19 protein-coding genes are annotated in these 18,296 nt (G+C 72.4%); 10 read left to right on the plus strand and 9 right to left on the minus strand.

The window, feature by feature from the left end:
* Positions 1 to 163 precede the first annotated feature (163 nt).
* Positions 164 to 1,306, plus strand: coding sequence for a thioester domain-containing protein (locus NYF13_RS10920; RefSeq protein WP_315656077.1), 1,143 nt, complete (start codon positions 164 to 166; stop codon positions 1,304 to 1,306).
* Between the two features lie 142 nt (positions 1,307 to 1,448).
* On the opposite strand, the gene NYF13_RS10925 is transcribed toward NYF13_RS10920, so the two are convergent.
* Positions 1,449 to 2,351, minus strand: a complete 903-nt coding sequence (locus NYF13_RS10925; protein WP_315656078.1) for a M56 family metallopeptidase — start codon at positions 2,349 to 2,351, stop codon at positions 1,449 to 1,451.
* Positions 2,348 to 2,719, minus strand: a complete 372-nt coding sequence (locus NYF13_RS10930; RefSeq protein WP_315656079.1) for a BlaI/MecI/CopY family transcriptional regulator — start codon at positions 2,717 to 2,719, stop codon at positions 2,348 to 2,350. The genes NYF13_RS10925 and NYF13_RS10930 overlap by 4 nt, the downstream gene beginning before the upstream one ends.
* Before the next feature lie 106 nt (positions 2,720 to 2,825).
* On the opposite strand from NYF13_RS10930, the gene NYF13_RS10935 reads away from it, so the two are divergent.
* From NYF13_RS10935 to NYF13_RS10945, 3 genes are all read left to right on the plus strand, one after another.
* Positions 2,826 to 3,461 (plus strand): TetR/AcrR family transcriptional regulator, encoded by a 636-nt coding sequence (locus NYF13_RS10935; RefSeq protein WP_315656080.1) that lies wholly within the window; start codon positions 2,826 to 2,828, stop codon positions 3,459 to 3,461.
* A 115-nt stretch (positions 3,462 to 3,576) separates the two neighbouring features.
* A complete protein-coding gene (locus NYF13_RS10940; RefSeq protein WP_315656081.1) occupies positions 3,577 to 4,593 on the plus strand; it encodes a Dyp-type peroxidase in 1,017 nt (338 codons plus the stop codon).
* A complete protein-coding gene (locus NYF13_RS10945) occupies positions 4,590 to 5,387 on the plus strand; it encodes a family 1 encapsulin nanocompartment shell protein (protein WP_315656082.1) in 798 nt (265 codons plus the stop codon). Before NYF13_RS10940 ends, NYF13_RS10945 begins: the two co-directional genes overlap by 4 nt.
* Here NYF13_RS10945 and NYF13_RS10950 read toward each other — a convergent pair.
* The gene (locus tag NYF13_RS10950; RefSeq protein ID WP_315656083.1) at positions 5,371 to 6,828 is read right to left on the minus strand and encodes an FAD-dependent monooxygenase; all 1,458 of its coding nucleotides are present in this window, start codon (positions 6,826 to 6,828) and stop codon (positions 5,371 to 5,373) included. The two genes, NYF13_RS10945 and NYF13_RS10950, sit on opposite strands and share 17 nt — an antisense overlap.
* Before the next feature lie 55 nt (positions 6,829 to 6,883).
* A complete protein-coding gene (locus NYF13_RS10955; RefSeq protein ID WP_315656084.1) occupies positions 6,884 to 8,080 on the minus strand; it encodes an MFS transporter in 1,197 nt (398 codons plus the stop codon).
* A 66-nt stretch (positions 8,081 to 8,146) separates the two neighbouring features.
* On the opposite strand from NYF13_RS10955, the gene NYF13_RS10960 reads away from it, so the two are divergent.
* The 3 genes from NYF13_RS10960 (at position 8,147) to NYF13_RS10970 (ending at position 11,024) form a co-directional block, all read left to right on the plus strand.
* Entirely contained in the window at positions 8,147 to 9,118 is a 972-nt protein-coding gene (locus tag NYF13_RS10960) for a helix-turn-helix domain-containing protein (protein ID WP_315656085.1), read from the plus strand.
* 291 nt (positions 9,119 to 9,409) lie between these two features.
* Positions 9,410 to 9,940, plus strand: a complete 531-nt coding sequence (locus NYF13_RS10965) for a DUF4232 domain-containing protein (RefSeq protein ID WP_315656086.1) — start codon at positions 9,410 to 9,412, stop codon at positions 9,938 to 9,940.
* 232 nt (positions 9,941 to 10,172) lie between these two features.
* The gene (locus NYF13_RS10970) at positions 10,173 to 11,024 is read left to right on the plus strand and encodes an ion transporter (protein ID WP_315656087.1); all 852 of its coding nucleotides are present in this window, start codon (positions 10,173 to 10,175) and stop codon (positions 11,022 to 11,024) included.
* Positions 11,025 to 11,030: 6 nt separating this feature from the next.
* On the opposite strand, the gene NYF13_RS10975 is transcribed toward NYF13_RS10970, so the two are convergent.
* Positions 11,031 to 11,612 (minus strand): helix-turn-helix domain-containing protein, encoded by a 582-nt coding sequence (locus NYF13_RS10975; RefSeq protein ID WP_315656088.1) that lies wholly within the window; start codon positions 11,610 to 11,612, stop codon positions 11,031 to 11,033.
* Positions 11,613 to 11,665: 53 nt separating this feature from the next.
* Between NYF13_RS10975 and NYF13_RS10980 the strand changes: the two genes are divergently transcribed.
* Positions 11,666 to 12,559: an NADP-dependent oxidoreductase gene (locus tag NYF13_RS10980; RefSeq protein ID WP_315656090.1), complete on the plus strand. Its 894-nt coding sequence runs from the start codon at positions 11,666 to 11,668 to the stop codon at positions 12,557 to 12,559.
* Between the two features lie 126 nt (positions 12,560 to 12,685).
* Here NYF13_RS10980 and NYF13_RS10985 read toward each other — a convergent pair whose 3' ends face one another.
* Entirely contained in the window at positions 12,686 to 13,648 is a 963-nt protein-coding gene (locus NYF13_RS10985; protein ID WP_315656092.1) for a helix-turn-helix domain-containing protein, read from the minus strand.
* Between the two features lie 259 nt (positions 13,649 to 13,907).
* On the opposite strand from NYF13_RS10985, the gene NYF13_RS10990 reads away from it, so the two are divergent.
* Both NYF13_RS10990 and NYF13_RS10995 read left to right on the plus strand, forming a co-directional pair.
* The gene (locus NYF13_RS10990; protein WP_315657304.1) at positions 13,908 to 14,612 is read left to right on the plus strand and encodes a GAF and ANTAR domain-containing protein; all 705 of its coding nucleotides are present in this window, start codon (positions 13,908 to 13,910) and stop codon (positions 14,610 to 14,612) included.
* A 184-nt stretch (positions 14,613 to 14,796) separates the two neighbouring features.
* On the plus strand, positions 14,797 to 15,051 hold the full coding sequence (locus NYF13_RS10995) for a hypothetical protein (protein ID WP_315656093.1): 255 nt from the start codon (positions 14,797 to 14,799) through the stop codon (positions 15,049 to 15,051).
* A 40-nt stretch (positions 15,052 to 15,091) separates the two neighbouring features.
* Here NYF13_RS10995 and NYF13_RS11000 read toward each other — a convergent pair whose 3' ends face one another.
* The 3 genes from NYF13_RS11000 to NYF13_RS11010 all read right to left on the minus strand — a co-directional run bounded on the left by NYF13_RS11000 (position 15,092) and on the right by NYF13_RS11010 (position 18,187).
* Positions 15,092 to 15,331 (minus strand): hypothetical protein, encoded by a 240-nt coding sequence (locus NYF13_RS11000; RefSeq protein WP_315656094.1) that lies wholly within the window; start codon positions 15,329 to 15,331, stop codon positions 15,092 to 15,094.
* Between the two features lie 146 nt (positions 15,332 to 15,477).
* Positions 15,478 to 16,812 carry a ricin-type beta-trefoil lectin domain protein gene (locus tag NYF13_RS11005; RefSeq protein WP_315656095.1) on the minus strand — a complete coding sequence of 445 codons (1,335 nt, stop codon included), beginning with the start codon at positions 16,810 to 16,812 and terminating at the stop codon, positions 15,478 to 15,480.
* Positions 16,813 to 17,302: 490 nt separating this feature from the next.
* Positions 17,303 to 18,187, minus strand: a complete 885-nt coding sequence (locus tag NYF13_RS11010; protein WP_396286940.1) for an alpha/beta hydrolase family esterase — start codon at positions 18,185 to 18,187, stop codon at positions 17,303 to 17,305.
* Positions 18,188 to 18,296: the final 109 nt, after the last annotated feature.

Below are 18,296 nucleotides of genomic sequence, written 5' to 3' on the forward strand. Positions count from 1 at the left end.
ACTGAAGTCATACCCCGAGTAAGCGATTGTCGAGCGCGTGTATGCTCCCGTATCGCTTGAATGGGTGGAACTTCACCCAAATGGTGGCCGGGTGATCGAGGGACGGTGGTCTCACGCGGCCCGTATCGGTCTGGTGGGTTCAGGGCTTCGGATAAGGAGACTCATGCACGGCAGGTCAGGGCTGGTCAAGGGCGGCATCGCGGTGCTCGCCGCCGCCGCGGCGGTGCTGGTGGCGGCTCCGGCGGCCAACGCCGACGACGGTGCGGCTCAGGGCAAGGTGATCAAGGGCGCCAGCACCACGGGCTTCAGCGTCGACTTCGGCGAGCGCCAGCAGCCCGTCGCCACGCTGTTCGGGCTCAAGCTCTCCGACGGCAGCATGCTCAAGATGTACTGCGTGGAGATCGACACCGACCTCAGCTACACGCAGACGATGGTCGAGCGCCCGTGGGACAAGTACCCGAACCCCAAGTCGCCATTCACCAAGAACAACACCAAGCTCAACTGGGTGCTGCACGAGGGCTACCCGGCCCACGACGTCAAGACCCTGCAGAGCACGGTGGCCAAGGGCGGCGTCACCTTCCACGACGGGTTGTCCGAGGAAGAGGCGATCACCGCGACCCAGGCCGCGGTCTGGCACTTCAGCGACGACAAGAACCTGCTGCGCGACAAGCCGCTGCCCTACGAGGACGCCGACACCACGGCCGACGTGCTCGCGGTCTACGACTACCTCACCGGCAGCGCGAACACCGGCATCGGCCAGCAGCCCAAGCCGACCCTGAACATCACCCCGGCCAAGGCCGACGGCACGGCGGGCACCCGGATCGGCCCGTTCACCGTGACCTCCACCGGCAGCATCACCGACCTGGCCGCCCAGCTGCCCGAAGGCGCCAAGCTGACCGACGCCAACGGTGAAGAGCTCAAGACCGGTGACGTCAAGGACGGCAGCAAGCTGTACGTCGACATCCCGAAGGACGCGAAGGCTGGCAACGGCGAGTTCAGCCTGAAGGCCACCGGCCACCTGGACACCGGCCGCCTGTTCGTCGGCCAGGACTACGACAAGCACCCGGCGCAGTCGCTGATCGTGGCGCAGTCGGAGAAGGCGCAGGTCAGCGCCAACGCCGCGGTCAGCTGGACCGTGGTGGCCCCGACCACCCCGGCGCCGAGCACCCCGGCCGGCAACAACTCGGGCCAGGCCCCGCTGGCGAACACCGGCGTCGACGCCTCGCTCCCGATCGGGATCGGTGCGGCGCTGGTCCTCGGGGGCGGCGCCATGCTGCTGCTGGTGCGCCGCCGTCGCAGTGCGTGATCCGAAGTAGCTGAACCGAAAGCGGGGCCGGTCCACTGTGGACCGGCCCCGCTTTCGGCTGTGGGCCGGCGAACCCGGGGCAGTTCGCACCCCGCCCCCTCGTGGCCGAGTCCTGGTTCGGGGGTTCCAGCCGCCGGCGCGGTCAGCGGTCTCCGGCTCGCTGGGCGATTTCGATGCCGGTGTGGAAGTCGGCGGCCGAGTCCAGCGCCGTCGCGGCCGAGCCGGCGGACACGGTCAGCACGGCCGCCGCGGCGAGGACGGCCAGCGACCGTCGGCCGGACTTCGGGGACAGCAGGGCCAGCACGCGCCTCGGCACCGGGCCGCCCGTCGCGGCCAGCGCCGGTGAAGGCTCCGGCGCGGTCGCCAGCGCCGCCTTCGCGACGGCGGTGGCCACCAAGCGCCGGTCGCCCACCTGGTCCGCGGCGGCTTCGTCCGCCCACCGCTCCAGGGAGAACCGAGCCGCGGTGGCGAGCGGGCGGACCAGCGGGTTGAGCGTGGCGGCGAAGGTGACGACCGCGGCGAAGCGGTGGTGGCGCAGCCTGAGGTGCGCGCGTTCGTGGGCCAGCAGCGCCCGTCGCTCACGGGGTCCGAGCGCCGCCAGCATCCCGCTGGACACCGCGATCCGCCCGCCGCCGCCCGCGACCGCGAACGCCACCGGCTCCGCCCCGGGAAGCAGCACGAAACCGGCTTCGCGATGGTGTGCGTCGAGTTCGGCGTGCACCCGCCGGTGCCAGCTCCGGTACCGCACCACCGCCCGGACCAGCGCGAAGCCGATACCGGCCAGGGCCAGCCCGCAGGCGGTGGAGAGCGGCACGTCCGTGCCCCCGAACGCGGCGGGTGAGAACCGGCCCAGCTCGGCCACCGCCGGGACGAGCGAAAGCCCGGCCGCGGCCTGCACGGCGAGCGCCGCCGTGCTCCCGAGCGCGAGCACCAGCGCGCCACCGGCCAGCAGCCAGCTGGCGGCCCGGGGCGGGAGCGGCGCCCGGCGCGCCACCGGCCAGGCGGCCACCGGCAGCAGGAGCGGCACCAGGAAGTCGGGGCTCACGGTCCCTCCCCGTCGAGCAGACCGCGCAGCAGCCGCTCGTCCTCGGCGGAGAGGTTCGAGACGAACCGGGCGAGCACGCTGGTCCGGTCGGCCTCCGCGTCGAGCACGCGGCTCATCCGGCGGGCGGCGAGGCCGGGCTCGTCGTCCACCGGGGTGTAGGCGAACGAGCGGCCCTGCTTCTCCCGGGTGGCCACCCCTTTTTCGAACAGTCGCGAAAGAATGGTCACCACGGTCGTGTAAGCCAGCTCGCGGCCGAGCCGCTGCTGCACCTGCGTGGCCGACACCGGCCCGCCCGCCTCCCACAGCACGCCGAGCACCTCGGCCTCCAGCTCGCCGGCGGCCCGGCGGCCGGCCCGTTCTTCTGCCATGTCTCGAATCTACAGGTCTGTCGAAGGCCGTTGCGGAAATCCGGGCGGGGCTAGAGTCGGGGGGTCCGCGGAGTGCGCGGACCCCCCGAACCGACAGGAACCCCTGGTGACCGAGGCGAGAGAACGGATCTCGCGCCGCAGCGTGGACAAGTTCGCCCAGCGGCGCGCGCAGCTCGGCGAATCGGCGCTCCAAGCGCTTTCCGAGCTGGGCTACGCCCGGACCAGCATGCGGGAGATCGCGCAGAAGTCGGACTTCTCCCACGGCGTGCTGCACTACTACTTCGCCGACAAGGTCGAGCTGCTCACCTACGCGGTGCGCCAGTTCGAAGAGGTCTGCGTCACCCGTTACGACGACGCCGTGGCCGCCGCGCGCTCGGCCGAGGAGCTGAGGCGGGGTTTCGGCGCCGCGATGGCCGCCACCCTGAGCACCGACGCGGTGCTGCACCGGCTCTGGTACGACCTGCGCAACCAGAGCCTGTTCGAAGAATCCTTCCGCGCCGACGTGCTGGACATCGACGAGCAGCGTCAGGCCATGATCTGGCGGGTGGTGGAGCGGTACGCCGAGTTCGCCGGGGTGCCCGCGCAGGTCAGCCCGGCGGTCGCGTACGCCACCTTCGACGGGCTGTTCCAGCGCGCCCTGCTCCAGCACCTCGCGGGCCGCGCAGGGGTCACCGAGCAGCTCGAGCTGGACGTGCCGCGCTTGCTGGAACTGCTGGTCACCGCCGGCTCCCCGCCCGTGTGACGGGGCCGGGCCGGAATCGGGGGCCGGGCTAGGATGCAGGTCGTGGTTTCCGGTGACCAGAGGGGCGTGTGGGGCTGATGGCGCGTGGGACGAAGGCGTGTCGCGGGGGTCTGCGATGACCGCGGCCGCCGCGGACCTGCCACCCGAGTCGCAGGACGTCCTCGGACCGCTCACCCGGGCGGCGATCTTCCTGGTCGTGCGGGTGAACGAGGGCTTCGAGGACACGGCCCGGGAGCTGCTGGCCGACCTGCCCGGCTTGCAGCGCTCGGTCGGGTTCCGGTCGCTGACCGGCGGTCTGTCCTGTGTGGCCGGTATCGGCTCCGAGGCGTGGGACCGGCTCTACGGCGGGCCGCGCCCGGGCGAGCTGCACCCGCTGCCGCGGTTCGCGGGCGACCGGCACCAGAGCGTGGTCAGCCGCGCCGACCTGCTGTTCCACCTCCGGGCCGAGCGGATGGACCTGTGCTTCGAACTGGAGACGCTGATCATGGCGCGGCTCCGGGGCGCGGTCACGGTGGTCGACGAAGTGCAGGGCTTCCGCTACTTCGACGCGCGTGACGTGCTGGGCTTCGTCGACGGCACGGAGAACCCGACCGGCCGCGGCGCGAGCGAGGCCGTGTTCGTCGACGATGACGGGGACTTCAACGGCGGCAGCTACGTGGTCGTGCAGAAGTACCTGCACGACATGACGGCGTGGAACGCGCTGTCCACCGAGCAGCAGGAGCTGGTGATCGGCCGGCGGAAGCTGTCCGATGTGGAGCTCTCCGACGAGGAGAAGCCGGCCGACTCGCACATCGCGCTGAACGTGATCACCGACGAGGACGGCAAGGAGCTCGACATCCTGCGGGACAACATGCCGTTCGGCCGCCCGGCCTACGGCGAGTTCGGCACGTACTTCATCGGCTACGCCAAGTCCCCCGCGGTGATCGAGCGGATGCTGGAGAACATGTTCGTCGGCTCGCCGCCGGGCCACCACGACCGCATCCTCGACTTCTCCACCGCCGTCACCGGCGCCCTGTTCTACGTGCCCACGGCGGAGTTCCTCGAGGACCCGCCGGAGCCGGAAGACGAACCAGAACCCGAGACCGATGCGTCACTCGGCATCGGCAGCCTGCGAAGGAGTGCCCGGTCATGAACAACCTGCATCGCGAACTCGCCCCGATCTCCTCGGCCGCCTGGGCGGAGATCGAGGAGGAGGCGCGCCGCACGTTCCGCGAACTCGCCTCCGCCCGCCGGGTGGTCGACGTGGTGGTGGCCGGCGACCTGACCCTGTCGGCCGTCGGCACCGGCCACCTGGACCGGATCTCCTCCCCGCTGGACGGGGTCCAGGCCCGGCTGCGCTCGGCCCAGCGGATCGTCGACCTGCGGGTGCCGTTCACGGTCAGCCGCGACGCGGTCGATTCGGTGGAGTGGGGCGCGAAGGACGCCGACTGGCAGCCGGTCAAGGACGCCGCGCAGAACGTCGCCTACGCCGAGGACCGCGTGGTCTTCGACGGTTTCGCGGACGCGGGCATCGAGGGCATCCGCCCGGCCTCGTCGCTGAGCCCGATCACCCTGCCGGCCGAGGCGAGCGAGTACCCGGGCGCGATCGGCGACGCCCTGGCCGAGCTGCGGGCGGCCGGCGTGGTCGGCCCGTACGCCGTGCTGATGAGCAAGACCGCCTACACCGCCGCGATCGAGGCGGCCAGCCACGGCTACCCGGTGATCGACCACCTGAACGAAATCGTCGACGGCGACATCATCTGGACCCCGGCCATCGAAGGCGCCTGCGTCCTGTCCACCCGCGGCGGCGACTACGAATTGCACCTGGGGCAGGACCTGTCGATCGGCTACCTGGGGCACGACGCGTCCACTGTGGAGCTCTACTTCCACGAGACGCTGACCTTCCTGGTGAACACCGCGGAGGCCGGGGTCAGCCTGGAGAGCTGAGGCCCGGGGCCGGTCCTCGTCGGCCGGATCCGCCCGGCCGGCGGGTCCACCCGATCCACAGCGCCCGCGCGACCAGGGCCGGATCGGCCAGTGAGTCCGGGTGGGCCAGCATGGTGATCGCCCGGTCCAGCCGCTCGTCGATCCGGACGTCGGTCTGCGCCGCGGCGAACAGCTTCCCGGTGAGCCACCGGGTGAGCCGGTACCCGGGCGGTCGGGGCCCGGCCACGTGCGGGAGCTCGAAATCGGCGAAGGTGGAGATCTGCCAGGCCGCGTCGACGACGACGCGGACCCGCTCGAAGTAGGACCGGGCCGGTTCGGCCACGGAGGGCCCGGAGCGCAGGTAGGCCGAGAGGCAGGAGGCGTGCAGGGCGGCCGAGGTGAGGCCCTGCCCGTAGACCGGGTTGAACGAGGCGACCGCGTCCCCGGCCGCGAGCAGGCCCGCGGGGAAGCGGCGCACGGCGTGGAAGTCCCGTCTCCGGCTGTCGGCCTGGTGGTAGGTCAGCACCTCTCCGAGCAGTTCCGCGCGCTCGGCGATCGCGCCGAACACCGGGGGGAAGTCCCGGCGGCAGCGGGTGATGAAGTCCTGCGGGTCGCGGGTCGGGCGGTCCTCGCCGTAACCGGAGATCAGCATGATCCAGCGATCGCCCTCCACCCGCAGGAAGCCGCCGATCCGGGCCGCGCCGTCCGGGGTGGAGCCGGCCCCGGCCTGGGAGGTGACGGTGTACAGGTCGGTGATGCGCTCGTCGCGCCGGAACATCGCGGTGGCGTAGTTGAGCCGGATCGGCATCCGGCGCATCGGCGGGCGCTCCCAGCCGTGGCCGGCCAGCCAGTCGCCGAGCCGGCTGGACCGGCCGGTCGCGTCGAGGACCAGGTCGGCGGTCACCGTGACCGGCTCGTCGTCTTCGCCGGACCGGTAGGTGGCGCCGGTCACGCGTCCGCCGTCGAAGACCAGTCCGTCCGCCCGGCCGGTCACCTGGCGGACGTTCCCGATGGCCAGGGTCCGGCGGCGCACGTGGGCCTCCAGGAACGGCCGGGTGCCGAGCAGGAACGGCTGCGCCTGCACCCCCGGCGGGTGCTGCCGGACCATCCCGTCCCGGAGCAGTTCGGCCAGCGAGCCGTCGGCCGGCGGGGTCACCGCCCCGTCCGCGACCGCCTCCGCGGTGAAGCCCGGGTACCACCGTTCGAGCTGCACCACCCCGGCCGGCAGCAGGGCGTGCACGTGGCCGCCCTGCGGTACCCCCGGCCTGGGCGCGCCGTCGGTCTCGATCGCGTCGCGCTCCACCACGAGGACTTCCTCGGCGTGGTCGCTCAGCACCCGCGCGGCCATCAACCCGGCCACGCTGCCGCCCAGCACCACCGCCCGGCGGAGGAAGACGCGGCCCGGACCGGGCGGTTCCCCGGTGCTGAGCGCGACGAATCGGCGGGCGGCGGAGCTGGGCACGGCGAGACCCCTCAACTAACGTGAAGAAGATTTCCTACCTACTTCAGAGTAGCCGTCAAGTCTCACGATCGGGTGAAGCTGAGCGGAGCGCGGGCACCAGCACCGGCAGCGCAGCCAGCAGCGCGAGCGCGCGCAGCACGCCCGCCACGGGATACGGCGCGCGCAGCCCGAACGCGTGCGCCACCAGACCGCCGGTCAGGGTGCCGAGCGGGATCAGGCCCCGGCCCAGCAGCTTGTACACGCTGGTGACGCGGCCCCGCAGTTCGTCCGGCACGAGCTGCTGGCGCAGGCTGACCGTGACCACGTTCCACAGCGTGGTGGCCAGCCCGTTGGCCGCGAGCAGCACGCCGAGGGGCACCGCGCCGGGGCTCAGGCCGATGCCGACGAACACCGCGGAGTTGCCGGCCAGGGCGGCGAGCAGGGTGGGCAACGGACCGAACCGGGTCACGGCCCGCGCGTTGACCAGCCCGCCGAGGAGCCCGCCGAGCGCCGCCCCCGCGAGCAGCACGCCGTAACCGGTGGTGGACACGTGGAGGGTCTGCGTGGCCAGCAGGACCAGGGTCGCGGCGGCCAGCTGACCGCAGAAGGTGTTGACCCCCAACAGGATCGCCAGGGTGCGCAGCAGCCGGTGCCGCGCGAGCCAGCGCCACCCGCCGGTGATCGGCGCGCGGGCGCGCGGGTGGCGGGGCCGCCGGGGCAGGGTGGCGAGCAGGCTCGCTGACAGGGCGAAGGAGCCGGCGTCGAGCCCGAACGGCAGCGCGACGGCGAGCGCGAAGAGGGCGCTGCCCAGCGGTGGCCCGAAGAACTGGACGCCGGCGGTGGTGATCGCCTGCAGGGCGCCGTTCGCCCGGGGCAGCAAGGACTTCGGCACGATCTCGGGCAGGAAAGCCTGGCTCGCGTTGTCGAAGACCACGTCGCAGCAGCCCAGCGCGAACGCCGCCGCGGCCAGCGAGGCGAGGGTGGTCCGCCCGGTCGCGGCCAGCACCGCGACGGCGCCGGCCAGCACCGCCTGGACGGCCTGCGAACGCCACATCAACGCAACCCGGTCGTGCCGGTCGGCCAGCGCGCCGGCCGGCAGTGAGAGCAGCAGCCACGGCAGGTACGTCGCGGCGGAAACGACCGAGACCAGCCGCGGGTCACGCGTGATCGTGACGGCCAGCAGGGGAACGGCAACGGCGAAGGCGCCGTCGCCGGCGTTGTCGATACCGGTCGCCCACCACAGGCGCCAGTACGAGGAAGGGAAAGCGGGCATGACGAGATCTTCGGGCGCGACCGCGAGCGTCCGACACGATTTAGCGCTCTGCTACATACTCGGACCGTGGCGACGACGGTGGAGCTCGGGGTGGCCGAGCTGGCGGAGACGAGGTTCGCGGTCTCTCCGCTCTCGGAAACCGTGGCCGCCCTGCAACAACTGGGCGGCCCGGACCGCCGGGCGCTGCACCTGCGGTGGTTCCGCTGGGCCTCGGACGAGCTGGCCGCGCGTCCGCTCGAACTGCCGCGCACCTGGCCGCTGATCACCGGCGACCGGCCGAGCTGGCCCAACTTCCTGGTGCCCGCACCGGCCGGCGCCGGTGCCTCGCTGGACGACGACCTCGCCGCCCTGCGCCGCACCACGGCCCGTCAGGTTCGCGTCAGCCTCCACCGGGTCTTCGGTGACGAGCTGCCCGCCCCCGCGGCCGAGCTGGCCGCGAACCCGGCGGCCGGGCTGCGCGCGATCGCCGCGGAACTGCGAGAGGCCCACGACCGGCTCATCGCCCCGCACTGGCCGCGGATCCGGGCGGTGCTGGACGCGGACGTCGCCCACCGGGCCCGCCGGCTCGCGGCGGGCGGCGCCGCCCGGCTGTTCGCCGACCTGCACCCGGACCTGTCCTGGGCGGACGGCCGCCTGGTCCTCGGCGGGGCCCGGCGAGCGGTGAACCGCGGCCCGGGCGGGCTGGTGCTGATGCCGGTCGCGCTGGGCTCCGCGCGCGTGCTGATCAGAGGGAACACCGCCACCCAGACCACGGTCCGCTACCCGGCGCGCGGCGTCGGTACACTGTGGACGGTGGCTCCGCGTCCGCCGTCCGGCCGCGTGGCCCGGCTGCTGGGCCCGGTGCGGGCCGGACTGCTGGAGGCGCTGCGTTCCCCGGCCACGACCACCGACCTGGCCCGGGCGTCCGCCGTGACGCCGAGCGCGGTTTCGCAGCACCTGTGCGTGCTGCGGGAGAACGGGCTGGTCGCGGGGGAACAGTCCGGTCGCAGCGTGCTGTACCTGACCACCCCGTTGGGCGAGGCCCTGCTCGGACGGTGACCGTGGTCCCCGCGACCAGTTGAGTCCAAAAAGGACTTTCAGCGCCCGGCCGTCCGGTCGGTGAGGGGAATTCGGTCAAGCCGATCTGCCCGAAAAGCCCTGAAGAAAGCTTCATGCAACAAGACGTCTACCGATACTCAAGGTTGCGTCCCTGCGGCTGATCCCACTTATGGCGGTAATTCCATTCAGTGATGGGCACTCTCGTAAGTGAGCGCGCCGGGTGATGGAAACGTCACCACCGGTTGCGCGGCGGACGGATCGTCCGTCCGCCGGACAGGAGGAACGCCGACCATGACCATCGGACTTCGCCACCTCGCCGCCGCGGCCGCGATCGCCGGTGCCACCGCTGTCTTCGCCGGCGCCGGCACGGCGTCCGCGATGCCGACCGACTACCGCTGCACCGCCGGCCAGGTGGACACCACGCTGGTGCCCGGCGACCCGGGGGCCGGGCAGCGGTACGCCTACGTGCAGTTCACCGCCAAGCCCGGCGTGAGCTGCAACTTCGAGGGCGCGCTGCCCGTCACCCTGACCGGCGCGGACGGCATCGCCGTGCAGCCCACGACCGAGGTCTCGCCGGTGGTGACCATCGAGGCGGGCCAGTCGGCCACGATGCTGCTGCACTGGACCGGCATCGAGGCGCCGGAGAACCAGGTGACGCCGGCCAGCGTCACCGTCACCGCGCCCGGCACCACCGACCCGCGCGGGGTCGACTCCGACCCGCACATCACACTGCCGTGGAACCAGGGCCCGCTCGACGACTCCGTCGACACGCACAGCCTGGACGTCGGCGCCGTGACGGCGGGTGCGGCTCCGGTCCGCTGATCGGCGCGAAAACCCGTGGGGCCCGCTCGCCGAGCGGGCCCCACGGTCTTTTCGCGGGTCCGGCGGTCACCGGACCCGACCAGGCCCGCGCGATTTCGCCGCAAGGGTCCGGATGGGCGGAGTCGTGGTGCCCGGCGGGGCGGAACCGGCGCCGTGTCGTGCGGCTGGGGGCAGCGTGACGTGCCATGATCGGGCGACACCGCGCAGCTCCCCGCTGATCACTGGAGAAGGCATGACCACCACCCGCCGCCGGGAGCACGAGCTCAACAGCGGGATCCTGCCCGGCAACGTGCACGCGGACGACTGGGTGCTGTTCGCGCTCGCCGTCGTCTCCGTCGGGCTGCCGGTGTACCTGCTGCTCACCCCGCAGACCTGGGCGGTCGGCCGGTGGCTGTTCCTCGCCGACTGCGTGGTGTGCGGGATCTTCCTGCTGCACTTCTTCTGGCGGTGGCGCAAGGCCGGCTGGCCCGGCGCGTTCATCGTGCGCAACTGGTACGAGGTGTTCGCGATGATCCCGATCGCGCACCCGGGCTTCGTCGCGCACCACCACGTGCTCGCGGTGGTGCTGCTGCTGATCCGGATCGGCCGGGGCGCGGACCGGGCGGTGGGCGAGCAGTTCACCTACCGGCTGGTGGACAAGCTCTCGGAGCCGATCGTGCGCGCGATCAAGAAGCCGATCACCGTGGCGGTGCTGGACGAGGTGGTCAAGGTGCTCGAGACCGGCAACTACCCGGAGAACCTGGCGAAGTCCTTGAACGAGAACAAGGTCGAGCTGCGCTCCATCATCACCGAGAAGCTTTCCGACGACCCGCAGCTGGGCCGGCTCAAGCGGCTGCCCTTCCACGACGAGATCGTGCGCGCCGCCGTGGACACGTCGTTCCGGGTGCTGCTGGAGGTCCTGCTGGACCCGCGCATCGACGACTTCTTCTCCTCGGTCGTCCGGGAGAACCGCGAGCAGATCCGCCGCGCGGTGGAACTCGGCCTGAACGACACGGACGACGAACCGGACGAGGCCGTCCTCCGCACCCGCACCCAGCGCTCGGCCGCCCACGAGTACGACGCGAACCACCGCACGTCGGGCTGACCGGGACTAGCCGGCCGTACTGGCGACGGCCCAAGCCGCCTCGATCAGCCGGAACACCTCGTCCACCGCCGCCGGTGGTTCCGGGGCCTCGCGGGACAGGGAATACGCGTCGATCACGAACCGGGCGATCGTCCGGGCCGCGGTGGTGGTCAGCCCCAGGGCCGGATCGGCGGCCATGGCCGCGGCCAGTGCTTCCGCGTGGCGCAACCGCATCGACTCCTCGTACCGCCGCAGGGCGGGTGATCCGTCGATCAGGACCCAGGCCGGGTTGGCGTCGTCCGCCGTGCAATGGCGTACCAGGGCGTGGATCTCCTGGCGCAGCGCGGGCATGAGCGGTTCCTGCGGCGCCCGGTCGGTGACGGCCCGGATGAGGCGTGCCTCGAAGCCTTCGTCCTGCTCGAACACCAGCGCCTCTTTCGAGGCGAAGTGCGAGAACAGCGTGGTGACGGCGACGTCGGCTTCGGCCGCTACGTCGCGGATGCCCACCTCTTCGTACCCGCGCTCGGCGAACAGCCGCAGGGCGGCTTCGGCGATCTTCTGGCGGGTCGCGGCCTTCTTGCGCTCGCGGCGCCCGGTCGGCGCGGTCATGAGACCACCCTAACAGATACAAAACACTAACGGTTAGTGCTACGTTCGATGGCATGAAGAGAGTGAGCTTCGCCGAGTTCGGCGGTCCGGAAGTCCTGCGGCTGGAAGAGGCCGAGGAGCCCCACGCGGGCCCCGGCCAGGTGCGCGTCCTGGTGCGGGCGGCCGGGGTGAACCCGGTCGACTGGCGGATCCGGGAGGGCCAGGTCCTCGGCGCCCACCCGACCGTGCTGCCCGCCGGGGTCGGGATCGACGCCGCCGGGGTGGTGGACGAGGTCGGCGCCGGGGTGCGCGGCGTCGAGCCGGGCGACCACGTGTTCGGCGAGGGCCGGGACACCTACGCCGAGTTCGCCGTGCTGACGGCCTGGGCCCGGATGCCCGAGGGGCTGGGCTTCGAGGAGGCGGCCGGGTACCCGTCCGTGGTGGAGACCGCGGTGCGGCTCCTCCGGGAGTCCGGTGTGGAACGCGGGCAGACGCTGCTGGTCAGCGGCGCGTCCGGAGGAGTCGGCTCGGCGTTGCTGCAACTCGCCCGGGAACGCGGCGTGCGGGTGATCGGCACGGCCGGCGCGGCGAACCAGGGCTACCTGCGTGGCCTGGGGGCCCTGGCCACGACCTACGGCGCGGGCTGGGTCGAGCGGGTGCGGCGGCTGGGCCCGGTCGACGCGGCGCTCGACCTGGCCGGTTCGGGCGTGGTCCGCGAAATGATCGAGCTGACCGGGGACCCGGGGCGGGTCATCTCGATCGCCGACCTCGGGGCGCCCGGCCTCGGCGCCCGGTTCTCCGGAGTGGCCGGGAGCGTGCCGGACGCGCTGGCCGAGGCCGCCGACCTCATCGCCCGGGGCCGGTTGCACATCCCGGTCGAGAAGTCCTACCCGCTCACCGACGCCGCGGCGGCGCACGCCGACAGCCACGCCGGTCACACCCGCGGGCGCCGGGTCATCGTGATCTGACCGCCCGCGCGGCGGCTGCTCGACGGGTGCCGGCGACCGCTGATCGAGAGAATTCGGCGGAGTGCGCCGGTTCACGCGGCCACCCCGGTGGCGCGACGTCCGTCCACATCGGACGAAAGTGCCCGATCAGCCGACCGCTGCCGGGTCCGGTGCGCGGAAGGCCGTCCGGTAAGCCTGCGGGCTGGTGCCCACCACCCGCTTGAACCGTTCCCGGAAGGCGGTGACCGAGCCGAAGCCCACCTGCCCGGCGATGCGGTCGACCGAGTGACCCGTCACCTCCAGCAGGTACTGGGCCTGGCGGACGCGGGCGCGGTGCAGCCACTGCAGCGGACTGGTCCCGACCTGCTCGCGGAAGCGGCGGTTCAGCGTCCGCGTCGACATCCGGGCCTGGGCGGCGATGTCCTCCAGCGTCAGCTCCCGGGAAGCGTTGTCCTCCAGCCAGGACAGCAGCGGTTCCAGCGCCGAACCCCGCGGGGCCGGCGGCTGCTCGTGGACGATGAACTGCGCCTGACCGCCCTCGCGCTCCAGCGGCATCACCGACAGGCGCGCGCTGTCGGCGGCGACGGCCGAGCCGTGGTCGCGACGCACCAGGTGCAGGCACAGGTCCAGGCCGGCCGCGGCGCCCGCCGAGGTCAGGAACTGGCCGTGGTCGACGTAGAGCACGTCCGGGTCGACCTCGATCCGCGGGTGGGCCGCCGCCAGGGCCGGGGCGGCGAGCCAATGGGTGGTCGCGCGCTTCCCGTCGAGCAGCCCCGTGGCCGCCAGCACGAACGCGCCGCTGCAGATCGACGCGATGCGCGTGCCACGGGCGGCGGCCGCGCGCAGGGCTTCGACGACCTCGGCGGGCACCGGCGCGGACAGGTCCGCGCAGCCGGGAAGTACGATCGTGTCCGCCTCGGCGAGCGCGTCCAGACCGTGGCGCGGGGCCAGGGTGAACGCCGCCGACTCGATCGTCGGCGCCGGGCCGCAGACGCGCACCCGGTACGGCGTGCGCCCGTCGGGCAGCCGGGTGCGGGAGAACACCTCCAGCGGGGTGGCCAGGTCGAAGGCGACAACCCCGTCCAACGCGAGCACGGCGATGGTGTGCATGGCGGTAACTTACCAACCCGACGGATTTCAGCCAAGCCGCTCAGCGGGCAAAAGGCCAGGTCAGAGGCATGGCGAGAACCCGTTGAAGAATGGCAATCAGCCCCTTGGTGATCGTTCGAGCGGTGCCGCCGGTGGGGCACGGGGGACGGTAGCATTCCCCGTGGATCCGTTGAGCTGACCAGCGGCCCTGATCGACCGGGGCCCCGTGCCACGGAAAGAAGGCACGGAAGGAACAGTCGTGGCGACGAGTGGAGACCGCATGGCCGAGCGGCTGGACGAGCTGACCGCGGCGATGGCGGACCTGACCGGCACGCTGGAGACGGCTCCCGACAACGCCGAGGTCTTCGAGGCGATCTGCGGTGAAGCGGTGACCGTGATCGAGGGCGCCGACCTGGCCAGCATCACCCTGGTCGGGGAGAACGGCCCGGAGACCGCCGCATGGACCCACGACACGGCCTACGAGCTCGACCAGGCCCAATACGCCGCGGGCGACGGCCCCTGCCTGCGCGCGGCGGCGAGCGGTGAGGTGGTGCGCCTGGGCGTGAGCCGCGCGCGCGAGACGTGGCCGGTCTTCACCGCGGCGGCCGGGGAAAGGGGCGTCGGCAGCTACCTCGCGGCCCCGCTGTGGGTGGACGAGCGGCTCTCCGGCGCGGTGAACCTGTTCGGCTACGGCGACCACGGGTTCGAAGAGCTCGACACCAAGGTGCTCCGGCTCTACACCGTGGTCGTGGTGTCCGTGCTGCGCACCGCCCGGCGGTACCAGCAGGCGCAGGAGCTCGCCGAAAGCCTCGACGCCGCGATGCGCAACCGGGCGGTGATCGAGCAGGCCAAGGGCATCCTGATGGCCGTGCACCGGGTCGACGAGGAGCAGGCCATGCGCCGGCTCATCACCGAATCGCAGCACACCAACGTGAAACTGCGCGAGGTGGCGGCCCGCTTCGTCCGCGACCTGACCGCGGGGTAGTACCGCCGCTGCGGGACGGCGAGAACCGGGTCAACCGCTGAACGGGTGTCCGGGAGGTCGGCGCCGGAGTTTTCGGCAGGAGTAGGCTGAGCCCCCGTTCCGTTGGTGCGCAAGGGTTGCGTTCCCGGCCGAGTGGGGTGTCCGGGTCGTTCCCGGGGCCGGCTGGGCCGGGAGCCGAGTCACGGTGGGAGTCGCGAACGTGATGGACAGCAGGCAGCAGGAGCAGCCGTGCCGGCGGCTGGAGTGCGCGGAACCGTCGTTGTGGCGCGGGCTGTGCTCCGCGCACTGGAACCGCTGGCAACGCGGCCTCGACGCCCTCGAACTCCCCGACGACGACGTGCCCCCGCCGCCCGCGCAGGTGTGGTGGCCGCCGGAACGGCCGCACAGCCTCCCGCTCAGCAGCCGGGTGCTGCCGAACCCGGGCGGCGGCGGGGCCTGAGCCCGGGCCGCCGGTCCGGGGCCGGTCATCCGGACCGGCCTCACCGCCGCCGCGGGATCCGCACCTCGTTCGCCAGCAGGCGCTGCAGCCGGGTGCGGCTCATGCGGTGCAGCATCTCACCCAGGTCCTCCGGGGCGATCCGGCCTTCGAGGTCGCGGCGGGTCACGCGGACCACCGCGGCGACGGCCGAAGCGGCCAGCCGCCCGGAAAACTCGCCGGTCAGCCACAGGCCGACCTCGCCGACCGCGTCCTCCACGTCGTGGTGGCTCCTGACGGTCATCGCGCTCCTCGCTTCTCCTCGGCGACCCTGACGTGGGTCCGACGCCCCACCGCGTGGGTCATGACGGGGAAAACGAGGAAAAACCGGTGGGGAGCAAGGAAAACACTCCCCACCGGTGAGCTCATCGAGGTCGGTTAATCACCACCTCACCACGTCCACTGCTGGTTCGGAGCCGCCGTGCAGGTCCAGATCTGCAACGGGGTGCCGTCGGCCGAGCTCGGGCCGGTGGCGTCGAGGCACTTGCCGGAACCGGTGTTCACCAGCTCGTTCGAGCCGGTGCGCGTCCACTGCTGCGCGGCGGTGCCGTTGCAGTCGTAGAGCTGGACCTCGGCGCCGTTCGCGGTGCCGGCCGAGGCGACGTCCAGGCACTTCCCGAGCGCCTGCAGGGTGGCGCCGGTCGAGGTCCACTGCTGCGCGATCGTGGCGTTGCACCGGTAGAGGTCCACGGGAGTGCCGTTCGCGCTGTTCGCCCCGGCGACGTCGACGCACTTGCCGCCGTAACCGGTGATCGGCCGGCCGCCGGCCGGCGGGGTGGTGCCGCCCCCGGAGATGGCGCCGAAGATCCGCGAGTACGCGTAACCGGTGGCCCGGTCGTAGTCCTGGACCTCCCAGAACGACAGCTCCTGGACGCCGTTCTGCGCGGCGAAGGTCTCCAGTTGCTGCGCGTCGGACTGGCTGAACTGCGCGCCGTCGTCGTTGCGCCCGGCGATCGGCGTCAGGCCCATCATCCCGTACGCCGCCGAAGCCGAGATCCCGTACAGGCTCGCCAGTTGACCGGCGGTGGCCCGTGCGGCCGCGAGCGCGTCGCCGAGCACCGGCTGGCCGTCGTAGAAGTCCATCACCATCAGGTTGACGACGCTGACCTTCAGTCCTTTGGCCTTGGCGTCGCGCAGGAGGTCGAGCTGCGGGCCGGGCAGCCCGTCCGGGTCCACGGCGAGGGTGTAGCCGACCTGGACGCCCGGGTTCTGCTTCTGCAGCGCGGCGAGCGCGGAGTTGCGGCGCTGGTTGGCCGCGGTGTCCTTGAGCGTGTCCTCTTCGATGTCGAAGTCCAGCCGAGGGGTGCCGTAGGTGCTGACCACGTTGGCGTACGCGGCGGTCAGGTTGGCGGTGTCGGTGCAGGTCTGCGCGACCTCGCCGCCCTGTGCACCGCCGAACGACGGGATCACGTTGCCGCCGGCCGCCTGCAGGGATCTGATCTGCGAGGTGAACGAGCCGACGCCGGTGCCGTTGGCCTCCCACTGCTGGGTGCAGCCGGAGGAGGGGGTGAGGAAGGCCAGCGTGTAGAACTTCGTGCCGGTGGCGCGCTGGTCGGCGGCCAGGTCGCCGATGTCCGAATCGCTGACCTGCAGGTACGGCGCCGAATAGTGGGCGGGGAAGGCACCGTCGGCCTGGGGGGCGGCCGCGCTCACCCCCGGGACGAGGGTGAGCGACAGGATCGGCAGGGCCGCGGCGGCGAGCGTGCGGGGTTTCGTGAGGCGCATGTCCGGGGTCTCCTGGGGAAGTCGGGCCGAGGGGAGAGCACGGCGGTCAGGTCCGGTTCGCGGCCCGACCGCCGGGCCGGCTATGGGCGCGCCGGACCGACCCGGGGCCGGAGTCCGACCCGGCGTGTCGGCTCCGTCGCCGCGTACGCGTGGGGCATCGCGCCCATGGCCGAATCGGGAACGGCAGGGCACCAGATCGAGCCGGCCATTCCGGGGGCGGTGGGAATCTTTTCTTGCCGACTTAATATGTGGTGTGAAGAAAGTGATACCCGCTCCGGCGGGCCGGGGCAACGACATTCACCCTGCCGGTCCAGACCATCCCGCTGACCGGGCAAGATTCGCCGTGGAAGGGAAGAGAACACCGCAAAACCGGCACCGCCACGGGACTTCCCGGGACCGGTCCCGGGCGCCGCGCCTTATCGTCTCCGGCGCAGGTGCGGCGCTGAGCCGGCGGTCGTCTCGGGGTCGGCCGCCGGCGCGAGGCCCGGTGTCACCAGCGGTTCAGCGGGTGCGTTCGGAAGAACTGCCAGATGACCGGTGTGGCGTCGATCGTGGTCGGGGTGGCCGAGTCCGGGTTCGGCTCGGTGCTCGGCCAGACGTGCCCGGCGTGCTGGACCTGGAAGTGCACCAATGAGCAGCCGAGCCACCAGCGCGTCAGCACGTCCTTCACCGGGGAGAACTCCAGCGGACGCGGGAAGCAGCCGTCGCGCGAGGCCCAGCCCGCCAGCCAGTCCGGAATGGACGGAAGGCCCTTCGCCGGGTTGCCGGTGTACGGGATGGTGGTGTCGGCCGTGCCGTGGAAGTCGATCAGCGGCGCCCGCCGTGACGGCGTGCACGCCCCACCCTGCGGGTAGAAGGCGCCCGAGACCGGGGCGAACGCGGCGATCCGGCCGGGCAACCGGCAGGCCAGCACCCCGACGAACCCGCCGCCGTTGGACTTGCCCGCGGCGTAGATGCGGCTCGGGTCCACGCACAGCCGCTGCTGCAGCGAGGTGAGCAGGTCGCTGGTGAACACCACGTCGTCCACCGGGGCGGAGTAGGGCGCGCCGGTCCAGGCCGTTTCGCCGTCCGTGCCGGTCAGGCCCTGGGGGTACACGGCGATGGCGCCGGTCTTCGAGAAACCCGAAAGTTCCTCCTGGTACGCGGCGGTGCGCCCGTGCCCGTGGAACGACAGCACCAGCGGGTAGGACCGCCGCGAGTCGTACCCGGCCGGCAGGTGGATCAGGTACTCGCGGTCGACGCCGCCGGAGCTCACGTGCCCCGTCCCACCGGACGGCGCCGCCCGGCCGCACCCGGTGGTGGCGACCGGGTGGTCGACCACCCCGGGCGAACCCACCTCCGAGGCCGAAGCGGGCCCAGCGACCGAACCGCTCAACCCGAGCAGGACAACGACTCCGGCGAGAACACGTTTACACGACACTCGATCCTCCTCGATCGGCCCGGCAGGCGGGACCAGGATCACCCCACCGGACGCGGAACGAGGA

Source organism: Amycolatopsis sp. PS_44_ISF1, assembly GCF_032335455.1.
In the GTDB taxonomy this organism is placed as follows: Bacteria; Actinomycetota; Actinomycetes; order Mycobacteriales; family Pseudonocardiaceae; genus Amycolatopsis.

Bases quoted from the DNA above. Each gene is read 5' to 3' on its own strand.
- NYF13_RS10945 (WP_315656082.1), top strand. From the start codon at position 4,590: ATGAACAACCTGCATCGCGAACTCGCCCCGATCTCCTCGGCCGCCTGG.
- NYF13_RS10985 (WP_315656092.1), bottom strand. From the start codon at position 13,648: ATGCACACCATCGCCGTGCTCGCGTTGGACGGGGTTGTCGCCTTCGAC.
- NYF13_RS10930 (WP_315656079.1), bottom strand. From the start codon at position 2,719: ATGGCAGAAGAACGGGCCGGCCGCCGGGCCGCCGGCGAGCTGGAGGCC.
- NYF13_RS10975 (WP_315656088.1), bottom strand. From the start codon at position 11,612: ATGACCGCGCCGACCGGGCGCCGCGAGCGCAAGAAGGCCGCGACCCGC.
- NYF13_RS11005 (WP_315656095.1), bottom strand. From the start codon at position 16,812: ATGCGCCTCACGAAACCCCGCACGCTCGCCGCCGCGGCCCTGCCGATC.
- NYF13_RS10940 (WP_315656081.1), top strand. From the start codon at position 3,577: ATGACCGCGGCCGCCGCGGACCTGCCACCCGAGTCGCAGGACGTCCTC.
- NYF13_RS10965 (WP_315656086.1), top strand. From the start codon at position 9,410: ATGACCATCGGACTTCGCCACCTCGCCGCCGCGGCCGCGATCGCCGGT.
- NYF13_RS10980 (WP_315656090.1), top strand. From the start codon at position 11,666: ATGAAGAGAGTGAGCTTCGCCGAGTTCGGCGGTCCGGAAGTCCTGCGG.
- NYF13_RS10990 (WP_315657304.1), top strand. From the start codon at position 13,908: ATGGCCGAGCGGCTGGACGAGCTGACCGCGGCGATGGCGGACCTGACC.
- NYF13_RS10920 (WP_315656077.1), top strand. From the start codon at position 164: ATGCACGGCAGGTCAGGGCTGGTCAAGGGCGGCATCGCGGTGCTCGCC.
- NYF13_RS10970 (WP_315656087.1), top strand. From the start codon at position 10,173: ATGACCACCACCCGCCGCCGGGAGCACGAGCTCAACAGCGGGATCCTG.
- NYF13_RS10955 (WP_315656084.1), bottom strand. From the start codon at position 8,080: ATGCCCGCTTTCCCTTCCTCGTACTGGCGCCTGTGGTGGGCGACCGGT.
- NYF13_RS11000 (WP_315656094.1), bottom strand. From the start codon at position 15,331: ATGACCGTCAGGAGCCACCACGACGTGGAGGACGCGGTCGGCGAGGTC.